Consider the following 12715-nt stretch of genomic DNA (forward strand, 5'->3'; position numbering starts at 1 on the left):
CCGGCCGGGCAGGTGGCTCGACCGGACCGCCGGCCAGGTCACCTGCCATCCGGACCGCCGCACGCGCCGGTGGTCAACCCGGCTGGGCGGGGTGCCGCCGGCCGCGCGATGCCACTCCAGTTGTGCAACGCTGCCCAGATGGGGACACGCAGTTCACACCTCGCGTTGGCGAATGCCTACGACGGCATCACCAACGCCGTCGCCGGCCTCGACGACGGCGACCTGCAACGGGCCACCCGGTGCCGAGGCTGGCTCGTCGCCGACCTGCTCTTGCACGTGCTCTGTGACGCGCAGCGGGCCCTCGTGGCCCTGGCCAGCCCTGCCGACGGGCCAGCCACCGTGGATGCGGTCAGCTACTGGCACTCCTTCCCCGGCAGCACCGACCAGGGTGCCCGGCACACCTGGTGGGCGCGACGCTCCGCCGCTGCCTTCGACCGTCCATCCGGGGTCGTCCGGCTCTGGACCGACACCGCCCCGGCCGCCGTACGCGCCGCCGGCAGTGCGGATCCGGCCGGCTTCGTCACCACTCAGGGGCACGTGTTGCGGGTGTCCGACCTGCTGGACACACTCACCACCGAGGCCGTGATCCATCACCTCGACCTGACGCTCGACCTGCCGGCCGCGACACCGCCCGGTCCGGCCGCCACCCGGGTCGCGGTCGCCACCGTGGACGGTCTGCTCGGCAGTGCCGCTGCCCGGCCACCCGGCTGGACCGACCACGATTACCTGCTCAAGGCTGCCGGCCGACTCGCGCTCACCGATCCGGAGCGCCGTGACCTGGGCGAGATCGCCGCCCGCTTCCCCGTGCTCGGCTGACCACTGAACAGGGTGGCCGCCGCCGACGTCAGACGATGGCCATGTCCACGAAGCGCGACAGGTGCAGCTGGGCGGCGACCGTCACGGTGTCGGTCGGACCATTCCGGTGCTTGGCGACAATGAAATCCGCCTCCCCGGCCCGGGGCGACTCCTTGTCGTAGTAGTCGTCACGATGCAAAAGTATAACAACATCCGCATCCTGCTCAATCGAGCCCGATTCCCGCAAATCAGACAGCTGAGGTCGCTTGTCGGTTCGCTGCTCCGGACCACGGTTCAGCTGGCTCACCGCGATGACCGGGCACTCGACCTCCTTCGCCAGCAGCTTCAGGCCTCGGGAAAGATCCGCGACCTCCTGCTGACGGCTCTCGGTACGCTTCGGCGAGGTCATCAGCTGGAGGTAGTCGACCACGATCAACTTGAGGTCGTGTCGCTGCTTGAGCCGGCGGGCCTTGGCCCGGATCTCCATCAGGTTCATGCTCGGCGTGTCGTCCACGAAGAGCGGCGCCTCGCTGATCTCGCCCATACAGCGAGCGAGCTTCGTCCAGTCGTCGTCGGAGAGTTGGCCGCTACGCAGCACGTGCAGCGGCACCCGGGCCTCGGCCGAGAGCAGCCGCATGACGATTTCGACCTTGCTCATTTCCAGCGAGAAGATCGCCGCCGCCTGGTTGGCCCGAATCGCCGCATTGCGGGCGAAATCCATGGAAGCGGTGCTGTTGTGCGTGGGGATCATTGACCGGCCTGCCAAGTACAAGTGGTCGTCGTTGTCAACGGTCACGCAGCGGACGGGCACGCTGTCCACCTGTCGGACGTCGGTAACGAAACGACTATTGGCCCGGACGGTGGATTCGCTGCGCCTGCGCAGACGGTGAGTCTCGCGCTTGCGGGGCAGGTGGAACACGTCGTCGGTCGTCGTGAGATTCAGGATGTACGCGATCGAGCTTTCCGGCTTGCGTCCCTTGACCGCCTTGCGGCTGATCGAGCACCGGTACCCGAGGCTGACGACCAACTCGTAGGCACTCTCGGCGAGGCTCGCCGAGGTCGTCGTCAGCTGGACATTGCCGCTGCTGGTTACGGTGCCGTCGGTGTCGAGCATGCCCGCCAGCAGCGCCCGGCGCTGTGCTTCCGAAGCGCGCAGGTACGCCCCCGGCACGTGCTTGTTGCCGAGCACGCCGATCGAGCGCAGTGACTGCGTCAGCGACGACGGGGAGTTGGCGCAGACCGCGCAGCCCGTGCGGCACCGGCCGCACATCGGGCATGCTGAAGGCCGAATCGAGTACAGCGTTGGCTTGGAGTCGGATTGCTTCGTCTCGAACCCGTCGAGTTCGATCCTCCGCAGGATCCCTGGGTCGGCCGTGGTGATTCGACTGCCGGCGCTGTGGCCGTCACCCAGCCAAGCTCCCAGGGTGTACGGGGGCACCGCCAGGTCAGCCTCCGGCAGTTGAAGCGCACGGGCGTTCCGCACCGCGTGGTTGAGCCTGCGATCGGCTGTGGGTGTACGCAGCGTCGCCCGGATCTGTTCGGTCGTAACGACGTCGGCGTGCTCGGCTGCGGCAACCGCGTCTAACCAGGTCGGCACGCGATCCCAAAGTTGCCCGTAGAACTCGCGGGCCGGATAGGTGTAGGCGCACGGACCTCCTCGTCCACGCGTGGGCGGGACAGTTAGGTGCGGGAGACTCCGCGCCACCCGGCGCGCCGTGTGAACAGAGCCGCCGACCGCTGACGCCAGGTCAGCGACGCTGATACGAGCGTCGTCGGGCGCCTCAGATGCCACCCGACGCAGGCCGTCCACCGCAGCAGGGGACCAGGCAACCTCCCGACGAACCGCTCCGCCGCGACGACTGGCGCGCGTAGTCGTTTTCCACAGGTGCTCGGCGTCCGCGACGATCACACTTCCGTCGGAGAACTCCACCTCGTAGCAAGGACGGTTGTGCCTCACCTCGAAGGCGTGCGTCACCTTTGTCGGACGCCCGTCGGCGCCGATGAGATGGTCACCGACCTTGACTTCACCCATGGTGGTCCAGCCGGTCGGAGTCGGCAACGGAGTGTCGAGTGCCAGCGCTTTCCCCAGCCCAGGTCGGCCGGCCACGATGATCAACTGGCCGGCGTGCAGGCCGTTGAGCAGCCGGTCCAGGTCCGTGAAGCCGGTCGGCACGCCGGTCATCACGCCACCCTGGGCGCCGACCGCCTCGATCTCGTCCAGCGTCGGCTGGAGCATGTCGGCGAGGATGGCGAAGTCCTCGCTGACCCGACGCTCGGTCACGTCGTAAACGGCCTGCTGGGCCAGGTCGACGATGTCGTCGACATCCCTGCTGCCGCCGTTGGCGGTGCCGTACCCGAGTTGGACGATTCTGGTCCCGGCCTCGACCAGCCGCCGCAGCACCGCCCGCTCGCTCACGATGCGGGCGTAGTAGGCCGCGTTCGCTGCGGTCGGCACGCTCGCGATCAGCGTGTGCAGGTAGGGGGCACCGCCGACCCGGGCCAGGTCGCCGGAGTCGGCCAGCGCCGCGGCCACGGTGATGGCGTCGGCCGGCTCACCCCGGCCGTAGATCTCCAGGACGGTGTCGAAGACGGTGGCGTGGATCGGCCGGTAGAAGTCGTTGGTCTTGAGGATCTCGACGACGTCTGCGATGGCGTCCTTGGAGAGCAGCATGCCGCCCAGGACGCACTGCTCGGCGGCCACGTCCTGCGGCGGCGTCTTGTCGTACTGGCCGTCGCGGGGTGCCGGGCCGGATGGCTGCCCACCGCTCGGAAAGGACTCCGTCCGCCTGTCATCTGTCACCGACACCAGGGCCCCCTCAACTGCGTCGGATCGATTCAGGCCTACCGCCTGGGTGCGACAAGTCGACCGTCCGCTTCGATCGGGGGCCACCGGGCGGTAGGTCGGTGGCTAACCATACGGACTGCGAGGTCAGCCGCTCAACCACGGCGGTGGACGAGCCTTGGGACAACCTGTGGATACCGGAGACGAGCATGTGCGCAGCGTGTGCACAGGGTGTGGATATCACATGGGGAATTCCTTGCTGCAAGCCTCTGACCTGGGAGGATCTCGTCCCCAGCCTGTGGACGGAAATTTCCGGGTAGGGCTTTGTCCTGAACCTCCCGTAAGATCGGTGGCCTACGGCTACACCTGGACAGCGGATTGCACTTTCGGTTGAGAAGGGTCACGCTCCGGCCGTGAGTTACCGGGACTGGGCACGCGGGGAGGACGACCCGCGCGAGCGGCGGTCGGCCGCATCGTGGGCCGAGCCGGTCGAGCGTTCCCCGGCCGAGCGTTACGACTCGGCGGTCGAGCGCTACCGCACTCCGAGCCGTCGTCGCGCCATCGAGCGCGGCCAGGAGGAGCCGGCCGAGCCCTACCTGCCGCGCTGGGCGCTGGAGTCGGGCGTCAGCAGCGTGGATGGTGGTGGCCGGCACGCCGCTCCGGACGACGATGACGACGCCGACCGGCCGCGCTACGGCGACAGCGATTGGCGCTCGGTCGAGCCGGCCCGGAGCCGGCGCGCCATCGAGTCGGGCTGGCGTGATGCCCCGTCGTCAGCCGCCGCCGGGTCGACCAGGAGGACGGAGTCCGATCACACTCGGGAGTGGACCTTCGACCGTCCGCAGGAGGGCTATGCCGGCGGCCGCGAGGAGGGTTACGTCGGCAGCCGTCGAGCCGAGGAGGACGATCCGGTCTCGGGTGTGACGCCGCAGAGTCGTCCCCGCCGGGCTCAGTCGCGTCGCCGCCAGGTGACCTGGTCAGGTCTGGAGGACGAGGGGCAGCAGAAGCTCGACTCTGAGCCGACCGCAGAGCCGCCCACCCGACGCCGGCGACGCGCGGCGGAGGCCCCCGGTCCGGCCGTGGACCCGTGGGAGCGGACGACGGGGGCGGCGGAGCCCTGGGAGCGGACGGCGGAGCCGGAGAGCCGGCAGCCGGCGGTGGATCCGTGGGACGCCTCCGGCCTGCACGTCTGGGAGCAATCTGCGGGTCTGGATCGTCGCGCCGAGGACGGGGCAGCTGATCCGTGGGACGCCGACAGTACGAGCCAGTGGCTTCAGGGTCCCGCCACGGACCAGTGGCTCGAGCCCGACTCGACTGGCCAGTGGGACCGCTACTCCGAGGTGGACCGACGGGACCGGCGGCAGGACCCGAACCGATGGGACGGTTACTCCGAGTCGGACCGGTGGGACCACACCGTGCCGCCCCGATCGGGTGCGGCGGCCGGTGCCGAGCAGTGGTCCCGGGCCGGGCGAGCCGAGCCGGAGCCGCAGCGGGAGGGTTTCTGGCCTGGCACCCGGCTGGCGGGCGACGATCCGCGTTGGGTCGATGCGCCTGCGTCGGCACCCCGGTCGCCGGTGGTCGGCTACACGGCACCTCGACCGCGCCCGGCGCCGCGGCGTCGGCCTGCCCCGGCAGCGCCCGCGCGGCAGGTCGGCATCGCGGCGGTACGGCGGCGGATCGAGTCGGTCGGCAGCGCCAGTTGGAACCGTAGGCTGGAAGACGACCTGCTCGATCCCGATCCGGGTGGCCCGTGGCTACCGCTGCTCTACACGGCGGCCTGCTACGTCCTGCCCGCAATGGTGATCTTCGTCTGGTTGTTGACTCTCGACGGGACTCCGCCCGCGGGTTGCGTGACCGACATCAGTGGGGGTGGCTGCGACTCGTCCCGGGCGCGTGCTTTCGGGGCGATGGTGGGCGGCATTCCACGGTTCGGCCTGGCGCTGGCCAGCAGCCTGGCGGTCGCGATGCTGCTGCGTCGGGTGGGTACCACCTGGCGCTCGACCACGGTGGCGCTCGCCGCCGCCGTGGTCGGCGGTGGGCTCTCCACGGTGATGATCAGCGCGGTCACCGGCGAGCCGATCGGCTGACGGCGGTTTCCGATCGTCACTGCCAGCGGCAGTTGGATGCGAAAGGGCCCGCACCGTCCACCGGTGCGGGCCCTTTCGCGTTGTCTGCTGGGCTCAGCCCTGCACGACGTTGAGGTTGAACGTGCCGGTCACGTCAGGGTGAAGCTTGATCCGCACCGGGTGCGAGCCGAGCGCCTTGATGTGGCCGGACAGCTCCAGCCGGCGGCGGTCGAGCGCCGGACCGCCGGCCGCCTTCACGGCGTCGACGATCTCGGCCGGGGTGACCGAGCCGAAGAGCCGGCCACCCTCGCCGGCACGAGCCTTCAGGGTCACCTTGAGGCTCTCAAGCTGGGCCTTCACCTCGTTGGCGTGGCCGAGGTCACGGATCTCGCGGGCCGAGCGGGCCCGCCTGATGAGGGTGACCTGCTTTTCCGCGCCCTTGGTCCAGACGATCGCGAAGCCCTGCGGGAGCAGGTAGTTACGGCCGTAGCCGTTCTTGACCTCCACGATGTCGCCCGGGGCACCGAGGCCGGACACCTCCTGAGTCAGGATGATCTTCATATCGGTGCCTCCTCTCAGCGGGCCGTCGCGGTGTACGGCAGGAGCGCCATCTCACGGGCGTTCTTGACCGCACGGGCGATCTGCCGCTGCTGCTGCGAGGTAACGCCGGTCACCCGTCGAGCGCGGATCTTGCCGCGGTCGGAGATGAACTTGCGCAGCAGCGCGGTGTCCTTGTAATCGATATAGGTGATCCCGTCCTTGTCTAGCGGGTTCACCTTCTTCTTCGGCTTGCGCAGTGCCGCAGCCTTCGCCATTGCCCTTGCTCCTGGTTTACGATCACGCGCGCTCGGCGCCATTAGAACGGAGGCTCCTCGTCGAAGTTGCCGCCACCCGAACGGGAGGGGGCTGGCGCGGCCGAAGCCCAGGGGTCGTCGAAGTTGCCTCCGCCGCCGCCCTGGCCACCACCGCCACCGCTACCGAAACCGCCGCCACCGCCGCCGGAACGCGACATCTTCTGCACCTTCGCCGTGGCGTAGCGCAGAGATGGGCCGATCTCGTCGACCTCCAGCTCGATGACGGTGCGCTTCTCACCCTCGCGGGTCTCGTAGGACCGCTGACGCAGCCGGCCCGAGACGATCACACGAGCACCGCGCTGCAGCGACTCCGCAACATGCTCTGCGGCCTGCCGCCAGACGGTGCACGAGAGGAACAGCGGCTCGCCGTCCTTCCACTCGCCGGACGCCTTGTCCATGAATCGGGGCGTCGATGCGACCCGGAACTTGGCGACCGCAGCCCCGGAGGGGGTGAATCGCAACTCGGGGTCATCGGTCAGGTTGCCGATGACCGTGATGGTGGTGTCTCCTGCCATGACCAACTCCTCGCGCACTCATCCGTTCCGTCGTACAGGTTCGCAGAACCCTCTGACAGCACTGATGAGGCTGATCGGGTAGGGCTGGGTGGATTGGTTAGCGCATCTCCGGCCGGATGACCTTGGTACGCAGCACGGACTCGTTGAGCCGCAGCTGACGGTCCAGCTCGGCCACCGCCTCCGGCGTCGCCTGGAGGTCGATGACGGCGTAGATGCCCTCGGACTTCTTGTTGATCTCGTACGCGAGGCGCCGGCGGCCCCACACGTCGGTCTTCTCCACCGAGCCACCCGCGGTCCTGATCACGTTCAGGTACGTGTCGAGCGACGGGGCGACGGTGCGTTCCTCGAGGCTGGAGTCGAGGATCACCATGATCTCGTAATGACGCAAGACGTGCTCACCTCCTGTGGGCTAAGCGGCCACGGTCCTTCCGTGGCAGGAGGTCGTGCGTCGTGCCCGTCCCGACCCGGGGGAACCCGAACGGGAGCGGACAACCGGACCAGGATACCTGGCCCGAACGATCACCATCACCGAGGTGACTGGGACACAGCGAACCGGGGGTCGGTGCCGACATCGTTGTCGGCACCGACCCCCGGCCACGTGACCGCGGGGCGCCTCGTCCGCATTCCTTGGGTGGGACCTGGGGAGGAACGACCACACCGATGAGGTTGGACTGGAGACGCCCCGCGGAGCTTTATCACGTTGTTACCCGACGTTATCGCGGAAGTCGGTGCTTCACGGGCAAATCCCGGAATTACCGACATTTTTTCTCACGGCTCCCGCCGGAAGCACCTGACCTTCTGATTCATCGGTATCAACGACCCCCGACGGAGGCGGTGACGCGACGAGCACGGTGGGCGTCACGCCGCCCGTCGGGGCTCCGACGTAGGCTCGCCTGCATGCGTATCGGAGCCCACGTCGATCCGACCGACCCGTTGGCGGAGGCGACCGCCCGGGCGGCAGACGCCGTGCAGTTCTTCCTCGCCGACCCGCAGGGTTGGAAGGCGCCACAGCCCCGTGCGGACGCCGCTGTGCTGCGCGACGCCGACGTGGACGTCTACGTACATGCGCCCTACGTCGTCAATGTCGCGACCAGCAACAACCGCATTCGGATTCCCAGCCGCAAGCTGCTGCTCGCCCACGCCAAGGCGGCCACGGAGATCGGCGCCAAGGGCCTGGTGGTGCACGGCGGACACGTCAACGCCGGCGACGATCCGGCTATCGGATTCGACAACTGGCGCAAGGCCCTGACATACGCGGCGGAGGCGGGCGGCTTCGGGCTGCCGGTGCTGATCGAGAACACCGCCGGCGGCGAGCACGCCTGCGCCCGTCGGCTGGACGCGCTCGCCCGGCTCTGGGACGCCGTCGGCGACCACCAGGTCGGCTTCTGCCTCGACACCTGTCACGCCCACGCCGGTGGTGAGGAACTCCTCGGCCTGGTCGACCGGGTGAAGGCGATCACCGGACGGATCGACCTGATCCACGCCAACAACTCCAAGGACGGGTTCGGATCGGGTCGGGACCGCCACGACAACCTGCGCGGCGGCACCATAGACCCGGATCTCGTGGTCGCGGTGATCCGCGCGGCAGATGCCCCGGTCATCGTCGAGACACCGGGCGGCACCGACGGGCAGAGCGGCGACATCGCCTTCCTCCGCGGCCGGCTCGCCGGGGAGACCTCGGCGCAATGACCACGCAGCACTCCGCCGGCGACGGCACGAAGTCGATCTCCCGAGACACTCGCACGGTTGGCGAGGCAGCGCCGGACGACGCCAAACCCGACCAGACCCCCGCCGCACCGCCGGATGCCGACCGGACCGGTGAGGACGCGAGTCGGCAGGACGGGCTCGACCAGGTCGAAGCCGCCAAGGACGGGACGGGCCCGACGCCCGCCGGTCCGGCGAAAGGCGGCGACGACAAGGCCGCGCGGGAGCAGAACAGCGCTGGCGAGGACCTGACCGACGGAGCCAGCAAGGAAGGCAACGGGAAGGAAGGCAACGGGGAGGAAGGCAACGGGGAGGACGGCGCTAGCAAGGACGGCAACGCGACGGACGGTACGGCGGGCAGCGGCGGCCGTAAGCCGGACCGCTGGGCCGCCTTCGGGCCCGCTCCCGAGTCGGTGCCGACCTGGTACGGCAGGCTGGGTCGACGGGTCGGCCGGCTGCTGATTCACGAGTGGACGCTGGCCGCGTTCGGCTCACTGGCGCTGGCCGTGCTGATGACCTGGCCGACGCTGCGCTACCCGGCGCACACGCTGCCACAGGACTACTGGGATCCGAGCCTGCAGGCCTGGCAGATGGCCTGGTCCGGGCACGCTCTGCTGACCGATCCGGCCCAGCTGTGGCACGCCAACTCGTTCTTCCCCGAACGGTGGAGTTTCGCCTTCTCCGACACGCTGCTCGGGTACGCGCCGGCCGGCATGATCGGTGTCGGCCCCGAGGCCGCCCTGCTCCGGTACAACATCATCTTCGTGCTGGCCCATGCGCTCGCCGCCTTCGGCGCGTACGTGCTGGCCCGGCAGTTCGGTGCGAGCCGGATCGGGTCCGCGGTGGCCGGGGTCACCTACGCCTACGCGCCATGGCTGCTGGCCCAGGCCGGTCACCTGCACGTGATATCCAACGGCGGCATCCCGCTGGCGCTGGCCATGCTGGCCCGGGGGCACGGTTGGTCGCTACGGCACGGCTACCGACCCGAGCGCCGGCACGAGGGCTGGGTGTACGCCGGCTGGCTGGTGGCGGCCTGGCAGCTGAGCCTTGGCTTCGGTATCGGCCTGCCGTTCGCGTACGTGCTGGCCGGCATCGTGCTGGTGGCGGCCGTCATCTGGTTCGCGAAGCGGATCTTCTGGCGGGTCAGGCGTCCCTTCGGTCAGCGACTGTTCGTCGCCGACCTGATCGGCGGGTTGATCTTCGCCGGTGTGGGGGTCCTGCTGGCCATCCCGTACTTCACCGTCACCCAACTGCACCCGTACGCGGAACGGACGATCGCCGACATCGCCGTCTTCTCGCCGCCCCCCAGCGGCTTCGTCACCGCGCCCGCCGAATCCCGCGTCTGGGGCGGGCTGCATGAGGGTGCGCGTTCCATCCTGCCCTGGCATCCGGAGATGACGCTGCTGCCCGGCTTCGCGCTCTACGCGCTGGCGGCCGGCGGCCTCCTCCTGTCCATCTGGACGGTTCGCCAACGCCTGCTGCTACTCGCCGGGGTGCTGGTGACGATGACCCTGTCGATGGGCACCGAGTTCTTCGACGGCCGCTTCACCTACGTACCGCTCTTCGAGCACCTGCCCGGCTGGAGCGGTATCCGCACCCCGGGGCGGCTGATGCTCTGGGCCACGCTGCTGCTCGGACTGCTCGCGGCGGGTGCGGTCAGCGCCTTCGCCGAGCGGGTCCGGGAGATCTCCGCCGAGCGGATTCCCTCCTGGCCGAGCCCGTGGCTGCGGCTGGCCACCCTGATACCCCTGGTTTTGGTCATCGCCGAGGGGACCAACAGGACCCCACAGCCGGTGGTGCCGCCACAGCCGGCCGCCATGCGTTCCGTGGAGGGCCCGCTGCTCGTGCTGCCCAGCGGGCAGAACCACGATCAGCCGGTGATGCTCTGGTCGACCACCCGGTTCCAGGACATCGTCAACGGTGGCAGCGGCTTCGTCCCGCGCCAACTGGACGATGTGCGCCGGGTCGCCATGACCTTCCCCGACCAGACCAGCGTCGACTACCTGCGCACCCTCGGCGTACGCAACGTGCTGGTGATGCGGGACCGGATCGCTGGCACGCCCTGGGAGGTCAGCGTCGACGCACCGGTCGACGGGCTGGGCATCACCCGCGAAGAGATCGACTCGGTCGTGGTCTTCCGTCTCTGAGATGGCGGGTGGCGAGGGTGGGCTGGTCTCGCAGCGTCACCGGATCACGTGCTCGTGGGCACGGGCGTCGGGGACGGCTCCGTGATCGAACGGCGGGTTCGCCATCGGTCGAGCCAGGGGACGTCCGGAAGACCGTTGAGCACGCCGCCGTCCGGGTCGTCGGCGTAGGTGCGGCGCACCGCGTCCCGCTCCGGGTTGAGGATCTCCCGCACCACCAGGACGACCAGCGCTACCACGGCGGCCAAGCGCAGGCTCGCGGCCAGCACGAACACGCCCTCCGGGAAGACCGGCTGGCCGGTCGACGCACCGAGCAGTTGGCCGTAGAAGGCGACGAAGTAGCAGACCTCGGCCGCCTGCCAGACGAGGAACGCTCCCCACTTGGGCCGGGCGAGCACCACCAGCGGCAGCAGCCAGAGCACGAACTGCTGCGACCAGACCTTGCTGAAGATCAGGAACGCGGCGACCACGAGGAAGGCGAGCTGGGCGAGCCGGGGCCGGCGCGGCGCCAGCAGCGCGAGCGCGCCGATGCCGAGGCAGGCCAGGCCGAACAGGGCGTACGAGAGGTAGTTGAGGGTGGGGATGTTGGCGTCGAGCCACTGGAAGGGGCCCATGCTGGCCGGGTCACCGAACTTCCCGTCCAGGTAGCGGGTTATGTACCAGAGGGTTCCCCAGTCGATCGGCCGATCGGTGTTCAGCTCGAAGAAGCGCTTCCAGTTTTCCCGCGAGTCGACGGGCAGCGCCACCGGCAGGTTCACCAGCACCACCGTCACCGCGGCCGTGAGGATGGAGAGCAGGGCGGCCCGGAGTCGGCCGGCGCGTATCGCCAGCACCAGGATCGGCCCGAGGATGAACAGCGGCCACATCTTGGCCGCCCCGCCGAGACCGAGCAGCACCCCGGACAGGGCGACCAGCAGGACGCCGCGGCGGCCCTCCCCGGAGCGCGCCCAGGCCAGCAGGCCGAACGCGGCCAGACCGATGGCGAGCAGGTCCCAGTTGACGGTGGCGGTGAGCAGCAGTGCGGGGGCGAGCGCGAAGAGCGCGGCATCCCAGGGACGCCGGCGGCGCAGCGCCAGGATCACCGCCACGGTGAACACCGCCAGGGCGCCGAGCACCAGTGCGTTCAGGTTGTAGAACCACTGCCCCTGATTCATGTCGGGGTTGCCGTCGCCGGCCGCGTGCACCGGCAGCCCGAGCGCTCCCATGAAGTACCCGGTCAGCACCGGGTACTCCACCGGATGATCCTGGTAGGGCACGGCACCCTCGTTGAGCCGCTCCGCGTAGTAGAGCGCCAGCACGTCGGTGTAACAGAACCGGGTGTACTGCTCGTTGTTCTCCCACGCGCCGTCCTGACAGGGCGACTTCTGCACCCAGTGCAGGGCCAGCGTGAGGCAGGTCAACGCGAGGACGATCCGGACCACCGTCCAGAACCGACGCTCCGTACCGACGGGTCGGTCGCGGGCGACCGCGTGGTCACCGAGCGGGCCGCCGATCAGTCCGGAGAGTCCCCGGACGAAGCCGTCGGAGCGGGACGGGTGATCGGAGACATCCGGTCCATCGATGCCGGGCGTCGACTGGCTGCTCATGACCGTGCATCTTGCCGTATCAGTTGACCGGGTAGAAGTCGAAACCCGGCTGTTCCTGGAATCCGGCGAAGCGCCACCGGATCACGTGGCGGCTCGGCGCCGGGAGACCAGTACCACGTGCACCGGCGGTCCAATCAATATGGGTTCGACCGCCAGCACAACATCCGTCGAACTGTCGAACGCTTCCAGAACCCATCCAATGAAAGAGACTTGGCAGCCCGGCCAGGCCTTGACACCTATAAATATTACGATATCATAGGCATCGCCCG

General features: G+C 69.2%; 10 protein-coding genes. 4 read left to right on the forward strand and 6 right to left on the reverse strand.

Going from position 1 to position 12715, the window contains the following annotated elements; genetic code table 11:
• The first annotated feature begins 138 nt into the window (after window positions 1–138).
• Entirely contained in the window at window positions 139–816 is a 678-nt protein-coding gene (locus BMY89_RS18790) for a maleylpyruvate isomerase N-terminal domain-containing protein (protein ID WP_092381319.1), read from the forward strand.
• 28 nt (window positions 817–844) lie between these two features.
• Here the strand turns inward: BMY89_RS18790 and dnaB are convergent, their stop codons facing one another.
• Window positions 845–3601 carry a replicative DNA helicase gene (gene dnaB, locus BMY89_RS18795; RefSeq protein ID WP_092381320.1) on the reverse strand — a complete coding sequence of 919 codons (2757 nt, stop codon included), beginning with the start codon at window positions 3599–3601 and terminating at the stop codon, window positions 845–847.
• A 389-nt stretch (window positions 3602–3990) separates the two neighbouring features.
• Between dnaB and BMY89_RS18800 the strand changes: the two genes are divergently transcribed.
• Window positions 3991–5664 carry a hypothetical protein gene (locus tag BMY89_RS18800; protein ID WP_092381321.1) on the forward strand — a complete coding sequence of 558 codons (1674 nt, stop codon included), beginning with the start codon at window positions 3991–3993 and terminating at the stop codon, window positions 5662–5664.
• Window positions 5665–5757: 93 nt separating this feature from the next.
• On the opposite strand, the gene rplI is transcribed toward BMY89_RS18800, so the two are convergent.
• From rplI to rpsF, 4 genes are all read right to left on the reverse strand, one after another.
• The gene (gene rplI / locus BMY89_RS18805; RefSeq protein WP_092381322.1) at window positions 5758–6204 is read right to left on the reverse strand and encodes a 50S ribosomal protein L9; all 447 of its coding nucleotides are present in this window, start codon (window positions 6202–6204) and stop codon (window positions 5758–5760) included.
• Between the two features lie 14 nt (window positions 6205–6218).
• On the reverse strand, window positions 6219–6458 hold the full coding sequence (gene rpsR / locus BMY89_RS18810) for a 30S ribosomal protein S18 (protein ID WP_007073789.1): 240 nt from the start codon (window positions 6456–6458) through the stop codon (window positions 6219–6221).
• 41 nt (window positions 6459–6499) lie between these two features.
• Window positions 6500–7030 (reverse strand): single-stranded DNA-binding protein, encoded by a 531-nt coding sequence (locus BMY89_RS18815; RefSeq protein ID WP_175510388.1) that lies wholly within the window; start codon window positions 7028–7030, stop codon window positions 6500–6502.
• Window positions 7031–7109: 79 nt separating this feature from the next.
• Window positions 7110–7400, reverse strand: coding sequence for a 30S ribosomal protein S6 (rpsF, locus tag BMY89_RS18820; protein ID WP_092381323.1), 291 nt, complete (start codon window positions 7398–7400; stop codon window positions 7110–7112).
• Window positions 7401–7909: 509 nt separating this feature from the next.
• On the opposite strand from rpsF, the gene BMY89_RS18825 reads away from it, so the two are divergent.
• On the forward strand, window positions 7910–8701 hold the full coding sequence (locus tag BMY89_RS18825) for a deoxyribonuclease IV (RefSeq protein WP_092381324.1): 792 nt from the start codon (window positions 7910–7912) through the stop codon (window positions 8699–8701).
• Entirely contained in the window at window positions 8698–10863 is a 2166-nt protein-coding gene (locus BMY89_RS18830) for a hypothetical protein (protein WP_232521422.1), read from the forward strand. The genes BMY89_RS18825 and BMY89_RS18830 overlap by 4 nt, the downstream gene beginning before the upstream one ends.
• A gap of 44 nt (window positions 10864–10907) precedes the next feature.
• Here the strand turns inward: BMY89_RS18830 and BMY89_RS18835 are convergent, their stop codons facing one another.
• Window positions 10908–12446: a glycosyltransferase family 87 protein gene (locus BMY89_RS18835; protein WP_092381325.1), complete on the reverse strand. Its 1539-nt coding sequence runs from the start codon at window positions 12444–12446 to the stop codon at window positions 10908–10910.
• Window positions 12447–12715 lie beyond the last annotated feature (269 nt).

Origin of the sequence: Micromonospora phaseoli (assembly GCF_900109115.1) — a bacterium.
GTDB lineage: Bacteria > Actinomycetota > Actinomycetes > Mycobacteriales > Micromonosporaceae > Micromonospora > Micromonospora phaseoli.

Excerpts from the sequence above, each read along its gene's own strand:
- rplI (WP_092381322.1), bottom strand. The coding sequence starts at position 6,204 with ATGAAGATCATCCTGACTCAGGAGGTGTCCGGCCTCGGTGCCCCGGGC.
- BMY89_RS18830 (WP_232521422.1), top strand. The coding sequence starts at position 8,698 with ATGACCACGCAGCACTCCGCCGGCGACGGCACGAAGTCGATCTCCCGA.
- BMY89_RS18790 (WP_092381319.1), top strand. The coding sequence starts at position 139 with ATGGGGACACGCAGTTCACACCTCGCGTTGGCGAATGCCTACGACGGC.
- rpsR (WP_007073789.1), bottom strand. The coding sequence starts at position 6,458 with ATGGCGAAGGCTGCGGCACTGCGCAAGCCGAAGAAGAAGGTGAACCCG.
- BMY89_RS18835 (WP_092381325.1), bottom strand. The coding sequence starts at position 12,446 with ATGAGCAGCCAGTCGACGCCCGGCATCGATGGACCGGATGTCTCCGAT.
- BMY89_RS18825 (WP_092381324.1), top strand. The coding sequence starts at position 7,910 with ATGCGTATCGGAGCCCACGTCGATCCGACCGACCCGTTGGCGGAGGCG.